Origin of the sequence: Paractinoplanes ferrugineus, assembly GCF_016862195.1 — a bacterium.
Classification (GTDB): Bacteria; Actinomycetota; Actinomycetes; order Mycobacteriales; family Micromonosporaceae; genus Actinoplanes; species Actinoplanes ferrugineus.
The window spans coordinates 33,925-55,735 of record NZ_BOMM01000049.1; the positions used below are offsets into that span (position 1 = coordinate 33,925).

Sequence of the window (21,811 nt, forward strand, 5' to 3'; positions counted from 1 at the left end):
GAGACCTCATGATCGTGGTTACCGGTGCGACCGGAAACTTGGGCGGGCAGATCGTCGACCTGCTTCCCGCCGCTGACCTGGGGGTGAGCGTCCGCGAGCCGGCCAAGGCGGCGCACCTGGCCGCCCGCGGGATGCGGGTGCGGCGCGGCGACTTCACCGACCCGGCCTCGCTGACGAGCGCCTTCGAGGGCGCCGACCAGGTGCTCATCGTCTCGGCCTCGATCCGCGACAGCGACACCGCGATCGCCGCCAACCGGGCCGCCATCGACGCCGCCCGCACCGTCGGCGTCAAGCGGATCGTCTACACCGGACACCAGGCGGCCGCGCATCGGTCGCTGTTCGCCCCGATGCCGGTGCACGCCGCCACGGAGGACTACCTGGCCGAGTCCGGCGTCCCGTACACCGTGCTGCGCAACGGTTTCTACGTGACGACGCTGGCGTTCTATCTGCCGCAGGCCCTGGCGACGGGTGTGTTGGCGCTGCCCGCCGACGGCCCGGTCTCGTGGACCGCGCACGCCGACCTGGCCGAGGCCGCGGTGGCCGCCCTGACGTCGGCCGACCTGCTCGACGGCGTGACCCCGCCGCTCACCGGTCCGGCCGCGGTCGACCTCGCCGAGGTGGCGCAGATTTTGACCGACGTCACCGGCCGCGAGTTCACCCGAGTGGTCGTGGACGACGACGAGTGGAGGGCGACGGCGGGCGGGTTCGCCGACTTCACCCTGGGCATGTTCCGGGCCGCCCGGGCGGGCGAGTTCGCGGTGACCGACCCGATCCTGGCGAAGGCCATCGGCCGGCCCGCGACCCCGGTCCGCGAGTTCGTCGAGCGGTTCGTGGCGGCGGCGCAGCCGGAGTGACCTGGGGCGGGGGAGGGATCAGCGCAGCCAGGGCGGCGGCACGCGGACGGTGGCCATCCCGGCCGCCGTCGCGGCCCGCAGGCCGAGCTCGGTGTCCTCGAAGACGACACAGGCCGACGGCGGCACGTCGAGCAGGCGGGCCGCCATCAGGTAGGCCTCGGGGTCGGGCTTCGGGTTGGTGTAGTCGCCGGCGCAGACCAGCACCGGGAAGCGGTCCAGCAGGTTCAGGGCGGTCAGCGACGCGGTGACCGACTCGCGGGTGCTGCCCGAGACGACCGCGAACGGCACCCGCTCGTACGCCTCCTCGATGTGCGCCAGCACCCCCGGCACCGCCCGGATCTCGCCCAGGCTCGCCTGGAACAGGGCTTCGCGCCGCGAGGCGACCGCGGCCACCGGCATGCGCAGGCCCTGCTGCTCGTTCAGATCCTCGATGATCTCGGCGACCGTTCGGCCGCCCCACGCGTAGAACAGGTCCTCGGGGAACGTGCCGCCCCACTCGGCGAGCGCCGCCGTCCAGGCCCGGTAGTGCGCCGGCATGGAGTCGGTGATGGTGCCGTCGCAGTCGAACAGGTAGGCCCGGAAGTCGCCGTCGGGCAGAGGTAGGTGCACGAGATCAAAGTTATCCGGTCATCCCGGCGGGACGTCCAGATCGAGGTCACCGGCCACGTCGCCGACCTCGACCAGGCGCACGTCGTGCCGGCGGAGGTAGTCACGGGCGCCCCGGTCACCGACCGCCGACGCCATCACGCCGTCCCAGTGGTCCCGGCCGAGCAGCACCGGATGCCCGCGCCGGCCGGCGTAGGAGCCCATCACGAGGGCGTCGGCGGCGGCGTGTGCGGTCACCCGGCCCACCGCAAGCGGGGTGACCTCGGGCATGTCGACCAGCAGGACCACCGCCGCGACCGCCGGGGTGCCGGTCAGCGCGCGCAGACCGGCGCGCAGTGAGGAACCCATCCCGGTGGCCCAGTCCGGGTTGATCACCGGGTCGGGCAGGTTCGGCGCGGCCGCCAGCACCGAGGTCGCCGAGGCGCCGAGGACCACCACGGTGCGTGCGACACCGGCCGAGCGCAGGGTCTCCGCGGCGCGTTCCACGAGCAACCGACCGGCGTACGCGACAAGCGCCTTCGGCATCCCGTAACGGCTCCCGCCGCCGGCCGCCAGCACCAGGCCCGCCGTCTGCATGGCCCGAGCGTAGCCACCCGGGCCGCGCCCGGCCCCACCCGTACGGTGAATGGGTAAGCGAAAGGCCGGAGTTCCGTGGCGGCGGTTCTCCGGCCTGTCGCTTACCTGAAAGCTATCGCGTGATCGTGGAATTTGCCCGGCCATCCGGCGTGTGGCGTCAGCCCTGACGGCCGTTCCACCGCGGGTTCTTGCGGTTCAGCACGACCAGGCGGCCCCGGCGGCGGGTGAGCACCGAGCCGGGCTTGCTCTTCAGAGACCTGAGCGAATTGCGGACCTTCATGGCGGAACCTCTCTCCGCACCGGCCGTTTCACCGGCGCGATGTCGACAACGCCGGTTGCCACCAGGTTATTTCTGACCCGGTGAGGTCAGCTCACGGGTCGGTGCGGCCGATCGAGGCGGCATGCGAATGCGTGTTCTGGGGACCCTGCTCACCGCTGCGGCGATCACCGCGGCCGGCTCTGTCACACCCGCCCAAGCCGCCGAGGGCAACGTCGTCGGGGCCGGGGCGCCGGAGGCGATCGCCGGTCAGTACCTCGTCACGATGAAGGCGCCCGGGGGCGGTATCTCCGCGCAGGGCGTGTCGACGAGTTCGTACCGGGCGCGCATGTCGGCCAAGCAGGCCCGCCGGCTCGCGGCCCGCTCCGACGTCGCGTTCGTCGAGCAGAACAAGCGGGTGCACGCCGAGACCACCACCTACCGCAACCCGATCTGGAACCTGGACCGCATCGACCAGCACCCGGTCGCCCTGTCGAGGACCTACACGCCGACCGACGACGGCAGCTCGGTGCACGCGTACGTGATCGACACCGGCATCCGGATCACCCACCACGAGTTCGCCGGCCGGGCCTCCTACGGCTACAACGCGGTCAGCCCGAGCCGCCCCGCCGCCGACTGCAACGGGCACGGCACGCACGTGGCCGGCACCATCGGCGGCACCTCGTACGGCGTTGCCAAGCAGGTGAAGCTGGTTGCGATCAAGGTGCTGGACTGCGATGGCGAAGGCGACCTCGCCGACGTGATCAACGGAGTCAACTGGGTGACCGCGCACGCGCAGAAGCCGGCCGTGGCCAACCTGAGTCTCGGCGGCTCGAACAGCCCGTCGCTGAACGCCGCCCTGCAGAAGCTGATCAACAAGGGCGTGACGGTGGTGGTGGCGGCCGGCAACGAGAACGTCGACGCGGCCACGGAGAGCCCGGCCAACCTCGCCGCCGCGATCACCGTGGGAGCCACCAACAGCAAGGACCAGCGCGCCTCGTTCTCCAACTACGGCAGCCGGGTCGACCTGTTCGCGCCCGGTGTCGGGATCAAGTCGTCGTTCGCGGGCGGTGACTACTCGACGGCGGTCGCCGACGGTACGTCGATGGCGGCCCCGCACGTGGCCGGCGCCGCCGCGCTCGTGCTCGACGCGACCCCCGGCTACAGCCCCGTGCAGGTGCGCAACTACCTGGTCGCGCAGGCCACCCCCGGCCGTATCTCGGGGCTGAAGGGCTCGCCGAACCGGCTGCTCTTCAGCACCGCTCCGCCGGCCGCGCCGGTGATCCGGACGTCGGCGATCTCGATGACGGCCGGTCTCGCCTACTCCGGTCAGCTCGCCCTCACCGCCGCCCGCCGCGGCGCCTGGAGCATCGCCTCGGGCAGCCTGCCCGCCGGCGTGACGATGAACGGCAACGGCCTGATCTCGGGCACCCCGACCGGGCCGGGCAGCGACGCCGTCACGGTCCGGTTCACCGACTACGTGCCGACCGTCGCGACCCGCACCCTGACCGTCAGCGTCGACGTGACCACGCCGGTGATCAAGACCGCGGCGCTGCCGTCGATCCTCCGCGGCATGTACTACAACCAGCAACTGACCGCCGACCGGGCGGGCGTCTGGACGGTGGCCGCGGGTGAGCTGCCGAACGGGATGTCGCTGGCCACCGGCGGCGAGATCAGCGGTGTGGCGACCACGGCCGGCTCGTCGACCTTCACCGTCCAGCTGACCGACGGCTGGGGTCAGGTCGCCCGGGCCGAGCTCACCATCGAGGTGACGGCTCGTTCGTAACTGGACCGGCTCCGCTCGTCGACCCGGGGGCACTGGGATCGGCGAGCGGAGCCGGCGGTCGGGCGGGTGGGTGAGTTGGCCGCCGGCAAACCTGACCAAACCGTAAACAGCCGATTTGTCAGGCCACTGTCACGAGGCTGTGGACAGGCTGTATGCCGCGGCGATGGCCTTCGTCTCCGACAGGTCGGCCTCCACCACCGGCAGCCCCGCGGCCACCTCGGCGCCGAGCTCGGTGAGCAACTGCCGCAGCAACGCCTCCGCGGCAGCCGCCTGCGGCGCCACCCCGGCGGTCACCACCGGCACCGCGGTCTTGCCGGCCAGGGCTTGCGCCGGCAGCTGGTCGAGCAGCACTTTCAGTACGCCGGTGTAGCTGCCCTTGTACGTCGGGGTGGCCACCACCAGCAGTTCCGCCTCGCGCAGCGCCGTCACGGCGGCCGCGGTGGCCTCGTCGCCGGGGGTGAGCAGGCCGGGGCCGAGCTCGCCGATCTCGATCACGGTGGGCGGGAACCCGCCGCTCTTCCCGGCGAGCGCCTCGCCGACCGCGATGGCCAGCACGGAGGTGCGCGATCCCGGGCGGGGATTGCCGGAGACGACGACGATGCGACTCATTTCTCTCCTGGTGGGTCGAGAAGAGGCCGGACGTTCTCGCCGAACCGCAACGCCTCTTCCAGATGCGGCTGGCCGGACAGGATGAAGTGGTCGAGGCCGAGGGCCTGATATTCGCGGATCCGGGCGGCGACCTCGGCGTGGCTGCCGACCAGCGCGGTGCCCGCCCCGGGCCGCACCAGACCGAAGCCGGCCCACAGGTTGGGCGACACCTCGAGGGAATCACCGGCGGTCAGGGCGGCCATCCGGCGCTGGCCCTCCGACTCGGTGGCGGCGAACTGCCTGCTCGCCCGGTCGATCGCCGAGCGGGGGACGCGGGCCAGCAGCGCCCGCGTGACACCCCACGCCTCGTCGGCGGTGTCCCGGCTGATCACGTGCAGCCGGATGCCGTACGTCAGCTGCCGGCCGGCCTGTTCGGCGAGAGTGCGCACGGCATCGAGTTTGGCGGCCACCGCCGCCGGCGGCTCGGCCCAGGTCAGGTAGGTGTCGGCAAGCCGGGCGGCGACCGGGAGGGCGGCCGCCGACGAGCCTCCGAAGAACAGCGGGGGTACGGGATCAGGCGCGTGCCGCACCGTCGCGTCCTCGACGTCGTAGTGCTCGCCGTGGAACGTGAACGGCGTGCCGCTCCAGGCCCCGCGGACGACCTGGAGGAACTCGGCGGTCCGGGCGTACCGCTGGTCGTGGTCCAGATGATCGCCGAACCGGCGCTGCTCGCTCGCCTCGCCGCCGGTGACCACGTTGAGCGCCAGCCGGCCGCCGGAGATGCGTTGATAGGTGCCGGCCATCTGGGCCGCGAGAGTCGGTGAGATCAGGCCGGGCCGGAACGCGACGAGGAACTTCAGCCGGTCGGTCTCGCCCAGCAGCGCCGCCGTGGTCAGCCACGCGTCCTCGCAGAACGTGCCGGTCGGGGTCAGCACCGCCTCGAACCCGGCCCGCTCGGCGGCCCGCGCCACCAGGGCGAGATAGCCGATGTCCGGCGGCCGGCTGGTGTCGGCGGCCAGCGCGGCCTGCCCGCCGCCGACGATGTCGTGGCTGTCGCCGGCGGTCGGCAGGAACCAGTGGAACCGCATCTAGGCGGCCCGCCGCAGGTGCGCGTAATGCCCGTCGTGATAGACGAGCGGCGCCACGCTCAGGTCCTCGTGGTGGTCCCCGGTCTCCGGCGCGGCCAGCACGATGCTGTGGTCACCGGCCTCGACCCGGCGCACCACCCGGCAGACGATCCGGGCGAGCACGCCGTCGAGCAGCGGCACCCCGCCCGGCCCCGGCGCCCACGCGCCGTGGGCGGCGAACCGGTCGATGCCGCGGGTCGCGAACGTGCGGGCCACATGCTCCTGCTCCTGGGCCAGGACGTGCACGGCCACCACCCCGGCCGCGGCGATCACGGGCCACGCCGAGGCGGTGTGCGCCAGGCAGAACGACACCAGCGGCGGGTCGAGCGAGACCGAGGTGAACGACGTGGCGGTGAAACCGGCGGGGGGTTCGCCGGGCGCCGTGATCACCACGACCGCGGCGGCGTGCCGGCGCAGCAGCGCCCGGAAGAGATCGGCGTCCACGAGGGAGCTGACGGTCATGCGGTGCCTCCTGGTTGTACGGTGGCGAGTTCGCGCCGGTCCAGCGCCTGTCGGACGAGCGGGATCAGGTGCCGGCCGTAGTCGACGGCGTCGTCGACCGGGTCGTAGCCGCGGATGAGGATGGTGGTCACGCCGAGGTCGACGTAGTCGAGGATCGCCTGGGCGACGGTCTCGGGCGAGCCGACGAGTGCTGTCGAGTTGCCCTGGGCGCCGCCGGCCCGAGCGGTCGCGGTCCACAGCGCGCGATCGTGCCGGTCCTGGCGGGCCGCGGCGGCGAGCAGGCGCTGCGAACCGGTGTTCTCGACCAGGATTCGCCGGCCGCCGGCGAAGTTGCGGCCGCTCTCGATCCGGGACAGAATCCCGGCCGCGCGTTCCCACGCCAGGTCGTCGGTGGCGGCGAGGATCGGGCGGAACGAGACGCTGATGCCGAGCGGTCCACGCCCGGCCGCGGCGGACGCGGCCCGCACCGAGGCGATCTGCTCGGCGGTCTCCTTGAGCGGCTCGCCCCAGAGCGCGAACACGTCGGCCTTGGCGCCGCCCACCCGGTAGGCGGCCGGCGAGGATCCGCCGAAGTAGAGCGGGATGCGGTGGGCCGGCTGGGTGCGCAGCGCGAAGTCCTCGAACTGGTAGAAGCGGCCCTGGTGCGAGAACGGCTCCGGCGAGCTCCAGGCCCGGCGCAGGATGGTCAGGTATTCCTCGGTACGGGCGTACCGGTCGTCCTTGGTGAGGTAGTCGCCGTCGCGGCGTTGCTCGGCGTCGGATCCGCCGGTGATCGTGTGCACCGCCACCCGGCCGCCGGTGAGCTGGTCCAGAGTGGCGAAGACGCGGGCGGCAGTGGTGGGGAGGACGAAGCCGGGCCGGTGGGCGATCAGCAGTCCGAGGTGCTCGGTGGCGGCCGCCGCGTACGCCGCGACCTGGGTGGCGTCCGGGCCGGTGGAGGAGTAGGCGACCAGGATCCGGTGGAAACCCGCGTCCTCGTGGGCCCGGGCGAACCGCCGCACGTAGTCGGGGTCGACCGGGGGCCCGGCCGGCGCCCTGGTCTCGGAGACGTCCCGGGTGCCGATCATGCCGACGAACTCGACTGTCATGCTGCTCCCACCTTTTGAGATCGTGGCCGACTGGGTCTCACCCTGCGTCGCCTGGGCCAGCGTCGTCAATGGTTGTCCCATATCCTAGTAAACCTAGAGAGTATGGTTGACATGCAGGAGTTGCCGCCGTCAGAGTTGCGGCCATGTCCACTACTGCGATCGCCGGTCCCGTCACCAAGGCGGCGACCGGGGCGACGCCCCCGAAGAAGCGGGCCGTGCCGTACCGGACGATCTCCTGGATCGTCCCCGCCCTGCTGTTGCTCGCGTGGGAGCTGCTCGCCCGATCCGGGGTGATCGCCCCCGAGGTGCTGCCGGCGCCGAGCTCGGTCGGCACCACCGCGTGGCATCTGACCGAGACCGGTGAGCTGCCCCACCACCTGTGGGAAAGCCTTCAACGGGCGGCCATCGGCCTCGCCGTCGGGGCCGGTGTCGGACTCGTGCTCGGCGTCCTCACCGGTTTCTCCAAACTGGCCGAGGCCATCGTCGACCGCAACATCCAGATCGTCCGGGCCATCCCGTTCCTGGCCATCCTGCCGCTGGTGATGGTCTGGTTCGGCGTCGGCGAGAGCGGGCGCTACTTCCTGGTGGCGCTCGGCACGATGTTCCCGATCTACCTGAACACCGTGCTCGGCATCCGCCAGGTCGACCCCAGGCTGCTGGAGATGGGCCGGGTCGCCGGCCTGTCCCGGATCAACCTGGTGCGGGCCGCGATCCTGCCCGGCGCCCTGCCGTCGATCCTGCTCGGCCTGCGGCTCGCGCTGACGAACGCCTGGCTGGCCCTGGTGATCGCGGAGACCGTCGGGGCGCCCGCCGGCATCGGTTTCATGGCCACCAACGCCCGCGAGTTCCTGCAGACCGACGTGATCGTGCTGGTCATCGTGCTGTACGCGCTGATCGGCCTGACCACCGACCTGATCGCCCGCGGCCTGGAGCGCCGTCTCCTCGCCTGGCACCCCAATTACGCACCGTCCGGAGGAAGAAAGTGACCCTGTCCCGCCGCAACCTGCTCGGCGCCGCGCTGGCTCTGCCCGTCCTGGCGGGCTGCGGCAACGAGGCCGCTACCGCTTCGAGCGGACGCAAGAAGGTCCGTCTGACCTACGGCGCCATCTCGGTGCCCAAGACCCGTGGCGTGTTCGAGAAGACCCTCCACGACCAGGGCATCGACGTCGAGTGGGTGGGCCCGTTCCCGAACCACGCGCCGACCCTGCAGGCGGTCGCCACCAACACCGCCGACTTCAGCTTCGGCGGCAGCTCCACCCCGGCCGACCAGGCGTTGCTGAGCGGCAACAAGCTCGTCTACGTCGCCTGGGCCAGCTCCAAGCCGCGGACCAGCTCGATCATCGTGCGGCCGGAGAGCGGCATCACCGGCGTCAAAGACCTGGCCGGCAAGAACGTGGCCGTCAACAAGGCCGGGCTCGGCGAGTTCCTGCTGGTGGCGGCGCTCGAGAAGTACGGCGTACCGCGTGACTCGGTCACCTTCACCTACCTGAATCCGCCCGACGCGGCACCGGCGTTCGGCAGCGGCAAGGTCGACGCGTGGTCGATCTGGTCCGGCCCGCTCGAGCTGGCCGAGGTGCAGTACCGGGCGAAGCGGATCTTCACCGACGGCGACGAGTTGGACCGGCAGATCGACTTCTCCACCTACCTGGTCCGCGAGGACTACGCCGAGAAGGAGAGCGACACGATCCGCAAAGTGATCGCCGCCTACAAGGCCGAGCAGGACTGGGCCAACGCCAACCCGGCCGAGGCGCAGAAGATCGGCAACGCGGTGTCGAAATATCCGCAGGCCGTGATCGACCGGCTGGTGAGCGCGAAGGTCCAGGTCAGCTGGAGCCTGATCAACGACGACGGCATCGCCCAGCTGCAGGCCGGGGCCGACTGGCTCACCGAGCACAAGGTCCTGAGCGGCAAGATCCAGATCGCCGACCACGCGGTGAAGCTGTGAGCACGGTCCTCGCCGAGAAGATCACCCGGCGGTACGGCGACCGGACCGTCCTGCACGAGCTCGACCTCGCCATCGAACGGGGCGAGTTCGTCGCCCTGCTCGGCAAGAGCGGCTGCGGCAAGACCACGCTGCTGCGGGCCCTGGCCGGGCTCGACCCGGTCGACGGCGGCACCCTCGAGGTGCCGCAGCGGCGCACGGTCGTCTTCCAGGAGCACCGGCTGCTGCCCTGGTGGAAGGTCTGGCGCAACGTCGCCATCGGCCTGCCCCGCGCGACTGCCCGGGCCAAGGCGCAGTCGGCCCTGGAGGAGGTGGGCCTGGCCGACCACGCCGACGCGTGGCCGGTCACCCTCTCCGGCGGCGAGGCCCAGCGGGTGGCGCTGGCCCGGGCCCTGGTCCGTGAGCCCGAGTTGCTGCTGCTCGACGAACCGTTCGCGGCCCTGGACGCACTCACCCGGATCAAGATGCACGGCCTGGTCCGCGACCTGACCCGCCGGCACCGCCCGGCGGTCCTGCTGGTCACCCATGACGTGGACGAGGCGATCCTGCTGGCCGACCGGGTGCTGACCATGCGGGAGGGCCGGATCGCGGCCGTCCACGAGGTGTCGGCCGGGGCCCGCGAGCGCGGATCGGCGCCGTTCGCCGCGCTGCGCGGCACCCTGCTGGGCGAGTTGGGAGTGACCGAGTGATGGCTGATTCCTTCCACCGGAAACTGCACCACGTGGTGCCGACCGCGTTGTCCGGGGACACCGGGCAGACCAGGGGGATGACCCGGGTCGAGGCGATCAGCGGCAAGACGGTCGGCAGCGCGAGCCTGTGGATGGGGGAGACGCACGTCGCCGCCTCGACGGCCAGCGACAACCACCACCACGGCGAGTCCGAGACGGCGATCTACGTGGTGCGCGGCAACCCGGTCTTCGTCTTCTACGACGAGGACTCGGGCACCGAGAAGCGGCACGAAACCAAGGCCGGCGACTACGTCTTCGTGCCGCCGTGGGTGCCGCACCGCGAGGAGAACCCCGACCCCGGCAACGAGGCCGTCGTGGTGATCGCGCGCACCACGCAGGAGGCGATCGTGGTCAACCTGCCCTCGCTCAAGCCGTCGGTGGGGGACTGACATGCCTGTCGAGTTCATCGGGCTGCTCGCGACCCAGGACGGCTCGGCGAGCACGCCGGCCACCACCGCGCTCGGCGATCCGGCCTACCCGACCCGGCTCGCCCGGGCCCACGAGGACTCCGGGTTCGACCAGGTGCTCGTCGGGCACAGCTCGGCCGACCCGGACGGGGCGCAGGTGGCGGCCTACGCCGCCGCCCGTACCTCGTCGCTGAAGTTCCTGGTGGCGCATCGACCCGGCGTCGTGGCGCCGACGCTGGCCGCCCGCACGTTCGCCACGCTCGACCAGTTCACCGGTGGCCGGGTCACCCTCGGCATCGGCACCGGCGGCCACGACGCCGAGCAGCGTCGCACCGACGAATATCTGGGCGTCCTGCGGCGGGCCTGGCAGTCCACCGAGCCGTTCGCCCACACCGGCGCCCACTACCGGTTCGAGGACTTCGTCTCCGAGGTCAAGCCGGTGCACGGCACGATTCCGATCTACTTCTCCGGTTCGTCGCCCGCGGCCTACCGCACCGGCGTCGAGCACGCCGCCGTCTACCTGTTCGAGGGCGAGCCGCCGGCCCGGATCCAGGAGCGGATCACCGCGGTACGGGCCGAGGCCGCCCTGCTCGGCCGGGCGGCGCCCGGGTTCGCCGTCTCCTTGCGGCCCGTCCTCGGCCCGACCGAGGAGCTGGCCCGGGCGCGGGCCGAGTCGATCGTGGGCCGGATCGGCGAGACCGCGCCGGCCGGCACCCCGGAGACGGTCGCGCGGAGGCTGCTCGACTACTACGACCTGGGTGTGACCACGTTTCTCATCCACGGGTACGACCCCCTTGACGACGCCATCGACTACGGCCGCGAGCTGATCCCCGCGGTTCGTGCCGAGATCGCGAAACGGGACGCCGCCCGGCTCGTCGTCACCTGATTCCGGTGCTCATCCCTTAACCTATCGAACATATGGGACATGTATTGTACGACCGTCGCCGGGACCCGGGGACGGCCGGCCGACCCCCCGAGGAGGACCCGATGTCCGCGCTTGCCGTCGCCCGCCCCCGACGCGTGCACCTGCGACCCGTACCCGCTCTGCCGCCGGAATCGCCGGTGACCGTGACCATCAGCATCGCCGGTGGTGCGGCCGAAGGTCGCGACCGCGTCCTCGCCGCCCTGCGCGACCTGGTCGACGCGGCCGGACCGGACGCCGAGGTCGCCGTCGAGGCGGCCGAGGCGGACAGCGGCAACCCCATCCACCTCGACCCGCGCGCCCGCACCGCGCTGCGCGACGGCGGCCCGCTCGGCCTGAGCCGCCTGGAGTACGACCTGCTGCTGTTCCTGGCCCGCCACCCCCGGCAGGTGTTCACCCGCAGCCAGTTGCTCGCCCAGGTGTGGGGCCACACCCACACCACCAACCGCACCGTCGACGTGCACGTCAGCCGGTTGCGCACCAAGCTCGACGACCCGGAGGTCGTCACCACCGTCTACGGCCTCGGTTACCGCCTGGCCGACGACGCACACATCACCGTTCAGTCTTAGGGGGAACAATGGCGGGACGCACCGTTGCGGTGGTCGGCGGCGGCTGTTCGGGCGTGCTGGCCGCTCGCGAGCTGCTGCGTGGCGGCGACCGGGTCAAGCTTGTCGAGCCGGGCGAACCCGGTGGCGGCCTCGCCTACGGCACGGCCCGCCCGTGGCACCTGCTGAACTCGCGGGCCGGCGCGATGAGCGCCGACCCCGACGACCCGGGCCACTTCGCCCGCTGGGCCGGCGCCTCGGCCGACGAGTTCCGGCCGCGCGCCGAGTACGGCCGCTACCTGCGCGAGGTCTTCGACGGCCTGTCCGGGGTCGAGGTCGTCCAGGCGCGCGCGACCGGGCTGTCCGCCCACGGCGTCGCCCTCGAGGGTGGTCGCGAGGTACGGGCCGACGAGGTCGTGGTGGCCACCGGCAACCCGGCCGCGGCCCAGCCCGCGGCCCGTCCCGAGCACCCCGACTACATCGCCGACCCGTGGCGGCCGGGGGCGCTCGAGGCGATCCCGTCGGACGTGCCGGTGCTGCTCGTCGGGGCCGGCCTGACCGCCGTCGACGTGGTGCTGACCCTGACCGCGGACGGCCGGCGGGACGCCCCGATCACGGCGGTGAGCCGGCGGGGGCGGTTGCCGCTCGCCCACACCCCGGTGCCGGCGCCGCCCACCTCGGTTCCGTTCGGGCAGGCGCGCGGCCTGCGGGACCTGGTCCGGATCGTCCGGGAAGCGGCCTCGCGGGCCGGTGACTGGCGCGCCGTGGTGGACGGCCTGCGTCCCGTCCTCGACCAGCTGTGGGGCTCGTTCTCGGCGGCGGAGCAGGAGCAGTTCCTGCGCCACCTGGCCCGCCCCTGGGAGTGCCACCGCCACCGGATGGCGCCCTCGGTCGGCGCCACCGTCGACGCGCTGCGCGAGGAGGGCCGCTTCGAGGTCCGGGCCGGTGGCGTCCGCTCGATGACCGCTCCGCCGGCCGGTGGTCTGCTCGTCGAGCTGGAGGCCGGCGTGCAGTGGTTCGGTGCGGTCGTCAACTGCGCCGGCCCGGGGCGCCTGCCCGCCGCGGCCGGTTCGTTCGCCGGGAACCTGCTCGACGAGGGACACGCCCGCCTCGGGCCGCACGGGCTCGGCCTCGACATCGACCCGCAGGGCCGGGTGATCGCCGCCGACGGTCGCGTGCGCGACGGGCTGTGGCTCATCGGACCGCTGCGCCGGGGCGCCCGGTGGGAGACCACGGCGGTGCCGGAAATTCGCTCCCAAGCGCGCGCACTGATCGATCGCGGTAAATAGATCCATCCCGATTCGGTCATAACTCGGCAATATGTGGTGCGCGTTTTAGCAGTTCAGGGCTGGATTGACGACCATCGTCGCAACAATTGCCATGTCTTGTTTATGCATTGAGAACTCTCAATACTCGGGGGGCGCGGTACGTCGCATGGCGTATCCCTCACCCCCTGGAGGAACCAAGTGGTCAATCGGAAGCTGCGCCGACCGATCGTCGGCCTTGCTGCCTGTGTGCTGGCCGGCTCCGCGTTCGCCGCCGCGTCACCCGCGTCGGCCGCGGTCGGTGGCATCGACCCGTCGTTCGCCCCGTCCGCCCTCGCCTCCAAGCTCGACACCCAGTTCGGTGCCAAGTCGGCCGGCTCGTACATCGACGCCGGCGGCAAGGTCGTCGTCAACGTCACCGACGCCGCCACGGCCGCCGAGGTGAAGGCCTCCGGCGCGACCGCCCGCTTCGTGGTGAACAGCGGCGCCGCCCTGGCCGCCGCCGACGACGCGCTCAAGGCCTCGCTGAAGACCCCGGGCACCACGTTCGCCGTCGACCCGATCACCAACAAGGTCGCGGTCACCTACGACAGCACCGTCACCGGCGCGAAGCTCGAGGCGGTCAAGGCGACCGTGGCGAAACTCGGCGACAAGGCCTCCCTCGAGGCCGTTCCCGGCACGCTCGGCACCACCATCTCCGGTGGCGACGCCATCTACGCCGGCGGCGGCCGCTGCTCGCTCGGCTTCAACGTGCGCAACAGCGCCGGCACGAACTACTTCCTGACCGCCGGCCACTGCACCAACATCGGCACGACCTGGACCAACGGCTCGACCACGCTGGGCACCCGCAGCGGCACGAGCTTCCCGGGCAACGACTACGGCATCGTCCGCTACACCAACACCACCATCGTGAAGACCGGTGGCGTCGGCTCCCAGGACATCACCGGCGCCGGCACCCCGGCGGTCAACGCCACGGTCTACCGCCGCGGCTCGACCACCGGCATCCACTCCGGCCGGGTCACCGCCCTGAACGCCACGGTGAACTACGCCGAGGGCTCGGTCTCCGGTCTGATCCGCACCACCGTCTGCGCCGAGCCCGGCGACAGCGGCGGCAGCCTCTACTCCGGCACGACGGCCCTGGGCCTGACCTCCGGCGGCAGCGGCAACTGCTCCTCCGGCGGCACCACGTACTTCCAGCCGGTCACCGAGGCCCTGAGCGTCTACGGCGTCAGCGTCTTCTGATCCACCGCTTCTGATCCAGCGAACGGCCCCGCCCCGATCGGGCGGGGCCGTTCCACGCCTACGGGGCGCGGCGGGCGTACCTTGCGGACCGGACCGGCGGGAGGTCGGCGATGGGACTGCGCGAGGACGAACGCACCACCCTGGAGCAGTTTTCTCGACGAGCGCCGGGCGGGTGCGCGGCGAGCGCTCGACGCCCTGCGCGACGCGGACGCGGCGGACCGGCTGCTGCCGGCCACCGAGATGACCGTCGGTGGCTGAGGCCGGCCCGGTAACCGGGTCAGCTCTCGCCGTGCTCGGCCCGCTCCTCGCCCCGGCGGCGGAGCATCTTGAGGCCGGGGAGGCCGAGGATGGCCAGGTGCAGGTCCTCGGTGACGGTCAGCAGCCGGTGCAGGTCGGGGCCGACCTGGTCGAGTTTGGCGAGCAGTGGCATCACGTCGTTGATCAGGTGGTGCTGCAGCCGGGGAAGCTGGTCGACCATGCGGATGGCGGCGGTCACCTCGTCGGCGGACAGTTCGTCCACGAAACGGGCCGCCAGCGGGGCGCCCTTGCGCAGCGTGGCCGCGTACGCCTGGAGGAGCTCGGTCGCCTCGGCCGCCGCCGACCCCGCCTGCCGGACCACCGCCGAGGCGTCGGTGCTGATCACCGAGGCCCTCGTGACCACGCCGTCGGCCGACTGACTGACGTCGGCGGCCCGGCTGACCACCCCGGCGGCGCCGTCGGCCACCTCACCCGCCTGGCCCACGAGGGTCCGGGCGTCCGCGACCGTCCCCTCGACGTCGCCGACGATCACCGAGACCCGCCGGATCAGCGCCTCGGCCTGGTCGGCGATCACGGTGATGCGGCTGACCAGCAATTCGGCCTGACCCAGCGCGCTCAGCACGCGGAAGGGGATCGTGGCGGCGGCGGCCGCGGTCTCCACCACCTGGCCGACGGTCGTGCGGGCCAGCTCGGCGAGCGTGGCGGGGGAAACCAACGGGAAGCGCATGAACCCATGATGCGCCCGCCGGTCTCGCCCCGCGATCGGTAACGGAAGGTGAGCGGGACAGTTCCGAGGGTGGAAAGTCACTGTCAATATCGTATGCACCGGTGGTAAGGGGGCGCATAACCGCCGCCGACACGGCACTATGGCTCAGTGCGTACGCGAATCTGGGTTCTGGCTGTGGCGGCTGCGGGAATCCTGGGAGGTGCCGGATTGGTCGGCATGGGCATGACCCACAAGTCCGGTGACGGCGCCAAGTCGTTGGCGGGCACCTTCCTGGACTCCTCGGCATCGAGTCAGGCCGCACCGACGTCCCCCACGCCCACCGGGCCCTCGCCGGAGGAACTGGCCCGGCAGGAGCAGGAGAAGAAGACGAAGGCACTCGACGCGGCTCTGAAGAAGTACGCCGCGACCGTGCCCGAGTTCTCGGTGGCGGTCTTCGACAAGAAGACCGGCCACCGATACTCCTATCGGGGCACCGAGAAATACGAGACGGCCAGTGTCGTCAAGGTCCAGGTGCTCGCCTGCCTGCTGCTGACCGCGCAGGACAAGAAACGCGACCTCACCTCGACCGAGTTGTCGCTGGCCAAGCGCATGATCCGGCTGAGTGACAACGACGCGACCACGTCCCTGTTCACGTCGCTGGGCCGGCAGTCCGCGATCAGCCGGTGCAACAAGCGGCTCGGGCTGACCCAGACCACGGTCAACAGCGCGTGGGGCCTGACCAAGACCACCGTCGACGACCAGGTGAAGCTGCTCGGCGCGCTGGTGGACCCGAAAGGCCCGCTCGACACCGCTTCGCGCAAGCTGGCCCACACCCTGATGAGCACGGTCGACCAGGCGCAGGACTGGGGGGTGCCGGCGGCCGCCCTGACCGGCGAGTCGTTCACGGTGAAGAACGGCTGGCTGCCGCGCTCGACCGAGGGCAACCGCTGGATCATCAACACGGTCGGCCGGATCACCGACGGCGACACCGACGTCTCGATCGCGGTGCTCTCGCACAACCACGCCTCGATGTCCGGCGGCATCTCGGTGGTGGAGAAGGTCGCCAAGATGACCAGGCAACACCTGAAATACTAGGCCTCGGCTTCCGAGGCGGAAGCCGGCGAAGCGGAGGGCGGGTGGCGTTTCTGCCACCACGAGATCGTCTGGTTGACGACCAGGATCAGGATGACGGCGGCGACCACACCCTGCCACGGCTGCGGGAAGACCGAGCCGCCGACCACCCCGATCATCGCGTAGACGACCGCCCACAGGGCGCAGGCCGGCAGGTTGGCCAGCACGAAGGTGCGCCACGCCAGGCCCAGGAAGGCCGCCGCCAGCAGCACCGGCACCCGGCCGCCCGGGATCAGCCGGGACACCAGCAGCACCGGCAGCGGGTTGCGTTCCAGACGCCCCTTGACCGTGGCCAGGTGCTCCTCGTCGCGCAGCCAGCGCAGCCGGCGGGCCAGCTTCTCTCCGCCGAGCCGGCACATCGCGTACATCACGAGGTCGCCGACATAGGCGCCGGCCGCGCCGAAGGCGATGGTCAGCAGGATCGTCAGCGGGTGGTGTTCGTGGAAGGCCAGGGTCGCGGCGCCGCTCACCGCGGCCCCGGTCGGCACCACCGGGATGACGGCCCCGAAGGCGACCACCCCGAAGAGCCAGAACAGCGCTCCGACGTACGCGATCACTCGCCCCGCCCGACGTCCAGCGTCTCGCCCTGGGTCAGCACCCGCACCCGCACGTCGGCCCCGGCCAGCTCGGCGAAACGCGTGCCCGGCTCGTGGAACATGTGCGGGCGGATCCGGCCCATGCCGATCGGCCACAGCGTGCCGTAGTGCACCGGCACCGCCCACGCCGCCTTGACCCGGCGCACGGCCTCGGCCGCGTCGGCGGCGTCGAGGTGGCCGTGCGAGCCGAGCGACGGCCCCCAGCCGCCGACCGGGACGAGAGCCAGGTCGATCGGGCCGATGTCGCTCATCTCGTCGAACAGCCCGGTGTCGCCGGCGTGCCAGGTGCGGGCGGCGCCCTCGACGACGAAGCCGATCGCCAGGGCGCGCTCCCGGGTCCACGGGCCACGGCCGCCGTCGTGGGCGGCCTTGACCGCGCGCACCCGCAGGGCGCCGACCTCGATCTCCGCGCCGGGGGCCAGCTCCACGCAGCGGCGGGCGAAGCCGGGGCCGAGCGTCTTGCGGACGAAGGCCGCCGCGCCGGGCGGGACGATCAGTCGCGGGGAGCCGGGCACCATCCGCAACGACGCCAGGTGGAAGTGATCGGCGTGCAGGTGGGACAGGAGCACGGCGTCGGGCGCGGCGGGCAACCGCGGGTTCGGGCCGGCCACCCGGCGCAGGTGGGCGACGCGTCCGGTCAGCACCGGGTCGGTGAGCAGCGTGGTGCCGGAGTCGGCGAGCCAGACCGTGCTGTGCCCCCACCAGGTGACCGACGTCGTGCTCACGTACTCACCGTACAGAGCCGTTTCAGGGCTCGGCCGCACAGCCGGGCGTACGCCTGCTGGACCACTACCGCGAACGGGCCGGCCAGGCGCATCGGCAGGCGGGCCGGTCGGCTGTAGGCGAGCACCCGGAACCACACCCGGTCGAGGTCGTCGCGCTCCACGAGGAAGGCTTCCTCACCGGAGGCCTGGTGACCCGGGAGTGTCCCGTACCCCCATCCGGTTCTTTTTTCTGATTTTTCACTCCAGACCACCTCGCAGGGGACGCCAACCGGGCCGACGCCGACGGTAAGCCGGACGCCGGCCGAGGCTGCCGGGGCGGTGGCGACGATCCGCGCGCCCATCTTCCGGTGCATCCGGAAGGTCAGGACCGCGTCGCCCGCCGCCGCGTAGAGCTCGGCGCCGCTGCCCAGGAAGGTCCGATAGGACAAATGCCGGAAACCCGGGGGAAGTTCACCGGTCTGGGTACCCCCGACGGGGGAGTAGGTCACATCAGTCACCCCCGCATGATTCCCGAGTCGCCGCGCTCCCATGCTTCCGGCACACTGTCGGCGTGACAGGTCCCAGCAGTGCCGTCGTGGTCAATCCGACGAAGGTGCCCGATATGGATGAGCTGCGCGGCACCATCGAGCGGGGTCTGTCCCAAAAGGGCTGGCCCACGCCGAAGTGGTACGAGACCACCGCCGAGGATCCCGGCCGCGGGCAGGCCGAGCAGGCCGTCCGCGAGGGCGCCGAGCTGGTCTTCGCCTGCGGCGGCGACGGCACGGTGATGGCGGTGGTGACCGCGCTGGCCGGCTCCGACGTCGCGATGGCGGTGCTGCCGGCCGGCACCGGCAACCTGCTCGCCGCCAACCTCGGCCTGGCCGGTGACCCGGCGACCGGGGTGCAGGTGGCGCTCGACGGCGGACGCCGCCGCATCGACGTCGGCATGGTCGACGAGCACTGCTTCGCGGTGATGGCCGGCATGGGCTTCGACGCGCAGATGCTCGCGGGCACGTCGGAAAAGGCCAAGAAGACGATCGGCTGGCTCGCGTACGTCGTGGGCGCCGCCCGGCACCTGCGCGATCGCCCGATGCGGGCCCGGGTCGTGCTCGACGGCAAGCGCAGCCTGGCGCGCCGTCCACGCACCGTGATCGTCGGCAACGTGGGACGCCTGCAGGGCGGGGTGCGGCTGCTGCAGCGCGCCGACCCCGCCGACGGCAAGCTCGACGTGGCCATCCTCAGCCCGAACAGCCTGGCGCACTGGGCTCGACTGTCCTGGGCGGTGCTGCGCCGGCAGGACCGGGTGCCGCTGATGGAGACGTACACCGCCGAGCGCATCGAGATCCACACCCGTCGTCCGGAGCCGAGGCAGCTCGACGGCGACCTCATCGAGCCGGGCCGGGTCCTGAAGATCAGCGTCAAGCCCGGGGCGCTCCTGCTCTGCGTGCCCCTTCCGGACGGCGATCCCGACCTCGCGTACGACGTGAGCGTCGCCGAACGCAACGCCGAAAGCATCCGCGAGTGAGCTCGACCGTGCCGGTCCCCGAGACCCGCGACATGAGCGGGGACGAACTGTCGGCCGACGACGCCTGGCTGGCCCTGCGCCGCTACGGCCGATGGCCGCTGGTCCGGGACGCGTTCATCCGATTCCGCTACGGCGACGGCTTCAGCCACGCCCGCGCGTTCGCGTTCCAGCTGTGCCTGGCCGCGGTGCCGTTCATGATCGCGGTCGCCGGCCTCGCCGCCGACCTGGGCGCCGAGACCCCGGGCCAGGTCGTCGCCGACACGATCGCCTCGATCACCCCCGGCCCGAGCGAGAGCCTGGTCCGCGAACTGCTCTCGGACACCGAACGCAGCCGGGACGCCGGCGAGGTCGCGCTGACCCTGGGTCTGATCACCGGCCTGATCGCGCTGACCACCGCGATGGCCCAGATCGAGCGCGGCGCCAATCGCATCTACGGTGTCGAGCGCGACCGGCCGGCCCTGGCCAAATACCTGCGTTCGGTGGTCCTGGCGCTGCTCGCCGGCCTGCCCGCGCTGCTCGGCTTCCTGCTGCTGGTGGCGGGCCGGCCGTTCGGGGAATCGGCGGAGAAACACTGGGGCTGGGCCGGCCACCTGCGGGTGGCCTGGGACGTGGTGCGCTGGCCGATCAGCCTGGTCCTGATCGTGGTCGCGGTCGGCCTGATCTTCCGGTACGCCCCCCGCCGCCACCAGCCCGCCCTGTCCTGGCTGCTGTTCGGGGCCGTGGTGTCGACGATCCTGTGGTGGCTGGTCAGCCTCGGCCTGGCCGGTTACGTGCGGATCAGCGGCGGCTTCGGCGGCACCTACGGTCCGCTGACCGGCATCATCGCCCTGCTGCTGTGGGCCAACCTGACCGGCATCGCGCTGTTCCTCGGCCTGGCCTTCGCCGCTCAGCTCGAGGCCCAGCGGGTGGGCGTGAAACGGCCGGCCAAACAGGACAGCTGGAAGCCGGGCCAGACCGGCGAGATCCCCCGCGCCCGGGGGCCCAGGAAGCGGTTCAAGTCGGTGTAGCGATCGAGCGCTTCGGGTACCTGCTCGCCCATGACCGTCGACGACAACCAGATGGCGGAACGGACCGGCTGGGCGCCGCTCCGGCACTTCGCCGAACGCAGCGTCCTCGGCCTGCTCGCCGTGGTGGCGGCCGGCCTCGGCTTCGGCACCCTGCTTCTGCTGGTGCGTTACCGGTGGACCCCGCTGCAACGCCTCGACCAGTCCATCGCGGACGGGCTGAACGGCCTGGTCGCCCCGCATTCGTGGGCGGTCGCGGCGCTCAAGGGCGTTTCCACGGCGGGCGGGCCGGGCTGGCTGATCCCGCTGGTCGTCGTCATGGTCGTGCTGCTGCTGATCCGGCGGCTGCCCCGGCTCGCGATCTACCTCGGCGTCACCGGGCTCGGCGCGCTGCTGCTCGACCCGGCACTCAAGGCGCTTGTCGGGCGGGTCCGGCCGGTGGTCGCCGACCCGATCGCGTACGGCGGTGGCGCCAGCTTCCCGAGCGGGCACACCCTCGGCTCGACGATCGTCTACGGCAGCCTCACCCTGGTCTTCCTGTCGCTCGTCAAACGGCGGTGGCTGATCGGCGTCGCCGCCGTGGTGATCGTGGCGATCGGGCTCAGTCGCATCGCGCTCGGCGTGCACTTCCTCTCCGACGTACTCGCCGGTTGGCTTCTCGGGTTGGCCTGGATCAGCATCACCGCGTACGCCTTCCGGGTGTGGCGCCGCGAAGCGGGGCAGGCCGACCGGCCGCTGACCGAGGGTCTGGAACCGGAAGCCGCCACCGACCTCGCCCCGGCCCCCGCCGAGGAGGCGGTCCTGCCGCACCCGTGGGCGAAGGGCGCCGAGATCCTTGTCGGATGGGCCCTCACGTTCGGTCTGCTGTGGGCCTTCGGCACCATGGTGACCAAGTGGAACCCGCCCTTCGACGACGGGGTGCCGCGCTGGCTGCAGACCTTCCGCACGGAGCGCCTGGACTACCTGAGCTGGTTGTGGAGCAAGGCCGGCGACACCCACGCGATCCTGCTCATCTCGTTGATCTTCTGCCCGCTCGCGCTTGCCCTGTGGCGCCGGTGGCGGCCGGTGCTGTTCCTGGTGCTGGCCATGGTCGGCGAACTCACCCTGTTCCTGACCGCGGCCGCCGCGACCGGCCGGCCCCGGCCGGGGGTCGAGCAGATGGACGGCCGGATGCCGACGTCGTCGTTCCCGTCCGGGCACATCGCCGCGACCATGTGCATGTGGGCGGCGATCGCCATCATCGTGCTGGGCCGCGTCAAGCACTGGTCGCGCTGGATCTTCGTGGCCCTGGCGGTGATCATGCCGGCCGGGGTGGCACTGTCCCGGATGTACCGCGGCATGCACCACCCGACCGACGTCGCCGGCGCCCTGCTGCTCACCGTGTGCTGGCTGTCGGTGCTGTGGTTCACGGTGCGTCCGAACGCCCACGCCGAGACGGTGACGGAGGCGCGGGAGGAAGCCCACGCCGTGGCCGAGCCGGTGGCCGCGTAGCG

General features: G+C 72.0%; 26 protein-coding genes. 15 read left to right on the forward strand and 11 right to left on the reverse strand.

What is annotated here, in order from left to right:
• Positions 1-8 precede the first annotated feature (8 nt).
• Positions 9-854, forward strand: a complete 846-nt coding sequence (locus Afe05nite_RS26255; RefSeq protein WP_203819880.1) for an NmrA family NAD(P)-binding protein — start codon at positions 9-11, stop codon at positions 852-854.
• Between the two features lie 18 nt (positions 855-872).
• On the opposite strand, the gene Afe05nite_RS26260 is transcribed toward Afe05nite_RS26255, so the two are convergent.
• From Afe05nite_RS26260 to Afe05nite_RS26270, 3 genes are all read right to left on the reverse strand, one after another.
• Positions 873-1,463: an HAD family hydrolase gene (locus Afe05nite_RS26260; protein ID WP_203819881.1), complete on the reverse strand. Its 591-nt coding sequence runs from the start codon at positions 1,461-1,463 to the stop codon at positions 873-875.
• A gap of 18 nt (positions 1,464-1,481) precedes the next feature.
• Entirely contained in the window at positions 1,482-2,036 is a 555-nt protein-coding gene (locus Afe05nite_RS26265) for a nucleotidyltransferase family protein (RefSeq protein ID WP_203819882.1), read from the reverse strand.
• A gap of 157 nt (positions 2,037-2,193) precedes the next feature.
• A complete protein-coding gene (locus tag Afe05nite_RS26270; protein ID WP_203798415.1) occupies positions 2,194-2,316 on the reverse strand; it encodes a ribosomal protein bL36 in 123 nt (40 codons plus the stop codon).
• Positions 2,317-2,437: 121 nt separating this feature from the next.
• Here Afe05nite_RS26270 and Afe05nite_RS26275 point away from each other — a divergent pair, with 121 nt between their 5' ends.
• The gene (locus tag Afe05nite_RS26275; RefSeq protein WP_203819883.1) at positions 2,438-4,078 is read left to right on the forward strand and encodes a S8 family peptidase; all 1,641 of its coding nucleotides are present in this window, start codon (positions 2,438-2,440) and stop codon (positions 4,076-4,078) included.
• A 129-nt stretch (positions 4,079-4,207) separates the two neighbouring features.
• Here Afe05nite_RS26275 and Afe05nite_RS26280 read toward each other — a convergent pair whose 3' ends face one another.
• From Afe05nite_RS26280 to Afe05nite_RS26295, 4 genes are read right to left on the reverse strand one after another with little or no spacing between them, the layout of a single operon-like run.
• On the reverse strand, positions 4,208-4,687 hold the full coding sequence (locus Afe05nite_RS26280) for an NADPH-dependent FMN reductase (protein ID WP_203819884.1): 480 nt from the start codon (positions 4,685-4,687) through the stop codon (positions 4,208-4,210).
• On the reverse strand, positions 4,684-5,754 hold the full coding sequence (locus tag Afe05nite_RS26285; protein ID WP_203819885.1) for an LLM class flavin-dependent oxidoreductase: 1,071 nt from the start codon (positions 5,752-5,754) through the stop codon (positions 4,684-4,686). Before Afe05nite_RS26285 ends, Afe05nite_RS26280 begins: the two co-directional genes overlap by 4 nt.
• Entirely contained in the window at positions 5,755-6,255 is a 501-nt protein-coding gene (locus tag Afe05nite_RS26290) for a flavin reductase family protein (RefSeq protein ID WP_203819886.1), read from the reverse strand.
• Positions 6,252-7,343: an LLM class flavin-dependent oxidoreductase gene (locus Afe05nite_RS26295; protein ID WP_203819887.1), complete on the reverse strand. Its 1,092-nt coding sequence runs from the start codon at positions 7,341-7,343 to the stop codon at positions 6,252-6,254. Before Afe05nite_RS26295 ends, Afe05nite_RS26290 begins: the two co-directional genes overlap by 4 nt.
• 143 nt (positions 7,344-7,486) lie before the next feature.
• On the opposite strand from Afe05nite_RS26295, the gene Afe05nite_RS26300 reads away from it, so the two are divergent.
• From Afe05nite_RS26300 to Afe05nite_RS26340, 9 genes are all read left to right on the forward strand, one after another.
• The gene (locus Afe05nite_RS26300; RefSeq protein ID WP_203819888.1) at positions 7,487-8,329 is read left to right on the forward strand and encodes an ABC transporter permease subunit; all 843 of its coding nucleotides are present in this window, start codon (positions 7,487-7,489) and stop codon (positions 8,327-8,329) included.
• A complete protein-coding gene (locus Afe05nite_RS26305; RefSeq protein ID WP_203819889.1) occupies positions 8,326-9,288 on the forward strand; it encodes an ABC transporter substrate-binding protein in 963 nt (320 codons plus the stop codon). Before Afe05nite_RS26300 ends, Afe05nite_RS26305 begins: the two co-directional genes overlap by 4 nt.
• Positions 9,285-9,974 (forward strand): ABC transporter ATP-binding protein, encoded by a 690-nt coding sequence (locus Afe05nite_RS26310; protein WP_203819890.1) that lies wholly within the window; start codon positions 9,285-9,287, stop codon positions 9,972-9,974. Before Afe05nite_RS26305 ends, Afe05nite_RS26310 begins: the two co-directional genes overlap by 4 nt.
• Positions 9,974-10,402, forward strand: coding sequence for a cupin domain-containing protein (locus tag Afe05nite_RS26315; RefSeq protein ID WP_203819891.1), 429 nt, complete (start codon positions 9,974-9,976; stop codon positions 10,400-10,402). The genes Afe05nite_RS26310 and Afe05nite_RS26315 overlap by 1 nt, the downstream gene beginning before the upstream one ends.
• 1 nt (position 10,403) lies before the next feature.
• Positions 10,404-11,306 carry an LLM class flavin-dependent oxidoreductase gene (locus Afe05nite_RS26320; protein ID WP_203819892.1) on the forward strand — a complete coding sequence of 301 codons (903 nt, stop codon included), beginning with the start codon at positions 10,404-10,406 and terminating at the stop codon, positions 11,304-11,306.
• A gap of 101 nt (positions 11,307-11,407) precedes the next feature.
• A complete protein-coding gene (locus tag Afe05nite_RS26325; protein ID WP_203819893.1) occupies positions 11,408-11,911 on the forward strand; it encodes a winged helix-turn-helix domain-containing protein in 504 nt (167 codons plus the stop codon).
• A gap of 8 nt (positions 11,912-11,919) precedes the next feature.
• Positions 11,920-13,176 carry an FAD/NAD(P)-binding protein gene (locus Afe05nite_RS26330; RefSeq protein ID WP_203819894.1) on the forward strand — a complete coding sequence of 419 codons (1,257 nt, stop codon included), beginning with the start codon at positions 11,920-11,922 and terminating at the stop codon, positions 13,174-13,176.
• Positions 13,177-13,353: 177 nt separating this feature from the next.
• Entirely contained in the window at positions 13,354-14,394 is a 1,041-nt protein-coding gene (locus tag Afe05nite_RS26335; protein WP_203819895.1) for a S1 family peptidase, read from the forward strand.
• 81 nt (positions 14,395-14,475) lie between these two features.
• Complete coding sequence (locus Afe05nite_RS26340; protein ID WP_203819896.1) at positions 14,476-14,652, forward strand: hypothetical protein; 177 nt, start codon at positions 14,476-14,478, stop codon at positions 14,650-14,652.
• Between the two features lie 19 nt (positions 14,653-14,671).
• Here the strand turns inward: Afe05nite_RS26340 and Afe05nite_RS26345 are convergent, their stop codons facing one another.
• A complete protein-coding gene (locus tag Afe05nite_RS26345; RefSeq protein ID WP_203819897.1) occupies positions 14,672-15,379 on the reverse strand; it encodes a hypothetical protein in 708 nt (235 codons plus the stop codon).
• Between the two features lie 147 nt (positions 15,380-15,526).
• Here Afe05nite_RS26345 and Afe05nite_RS26350 point away from each other — a divergent pair, with 147 nt between their 5' ends.
• Complete coding sequence (locus Afe05nite_RS26350) at positions 15,527-16,453, forward strand: serine hydrolase (RefSeq protein ID WP_239118202.1); 927 nt, start codon at positions 15,527-15,529, stop codon at positions 16,451-16,453.
• On the opposite strand, the gene Afe05nite_RS26355 is transcribed toward Afe05nite_RS26350, so the two are convergent.
• From Afe05nite_RS26355 to Afe05nite_RS26365, 3 genes are read right to left on the reverse strand one after another with little or no spacing between them, the layout of a single operon-like run.
• A complete protein-coding gene (locus Afe05nite_RS26355) occupies positions 16,450-17,046 on the reverse strand; it encodes a DedA family protein (protein ID WP_239118203.1) in 597 nt (198 codons plus the stop codon). The genes Afe05nite_RS26350 and Afe05nite_RS26355 overlap by 4 nt on opposite strands.
• The gene (locus Afe05nite_RS26360) at positions 17,043-17,810 is read right to left on the reverse strand and encodes an MBL fold metallo-hydrolase (RefSeq protein WP_203819898.1); all 768 of its coding nucleotides are present in this window, start codon (positions 17,808-17,810) and stop codon (positions 17,043-17,045) included. The genes Afe05nite_RS26355 and Afe05nite_RS26360 overlap by 4 nt, the downstream gene beginning before the upstream one ends.
• Positions 17,807-18,307 (reverse strand): DUF1990 domain-containing protein, encoded by a 501-nt coding sequence (locus tag Afe05nite_RS26365; RefSeq protein ID WP_239118204.1) that lies wholly within the window; start codon positions 18,305-18,307, stop codon positions 17,807-17,809. Before Afe05nite_RS26365 ends, Afe05nite_RS26360 begins: the two co-directional genes overlap by 4 nt.
• 53 nt (positions 18,308-18,360) lie before the next feature.
• Between Afe05nite_RS26365 and Afe05nite_RS26370 the strand changes: the two genes are divergently transcribed.
• Genes Afe05nite_RS26370 through Afe05nite_RS26380 form a run of 3 tightly spaced genes read left to right on the forward strand, consistent with a single transcriptional unit; the run spans position 18,361 to position 21,809 of the window.
• Positions 18,361-19,314, forward strand: coding sequence for a diacylglycerol/lipid kinase family protein (locus Afe05nite_RS26370; protein ID WP_275407512.1), 954 nt, complete (start codon positions 18,361-18,363; stop codon positions 19,312-19,314).
• Positions 19,311-20,321, forward strand: coding sequence for a YihY/virulence factor BrkB family protein (locus Afe05nite_RS26375; RefSeq protein ID WP_203819900.1), 1,011 nt, complete (start codon positions 19,311-19,313; stop codon positions 20,319-20,321). Before Afe05nite_RS26370 ends, Afe05nite_RS26375 begins: the two co-directional genes overlap by 4 nt.
• Positions 20,322-20,351: 30 nt before the next feature.
• The gene (locus Afe05nite_RS26380) at positions 20,352-21,809 is read left to right on the forward strand and encodes a phosphatase PAP2 family protein (protein ID WP_203819901.1); all 1,458 of its coding nucleotides are present in this window, start codon (positions 20,352-20,354) and stop codon (positions 21,807-21,809) included.
• Positions 21,810-21,811: the final 2 nt, after the last annotated feature.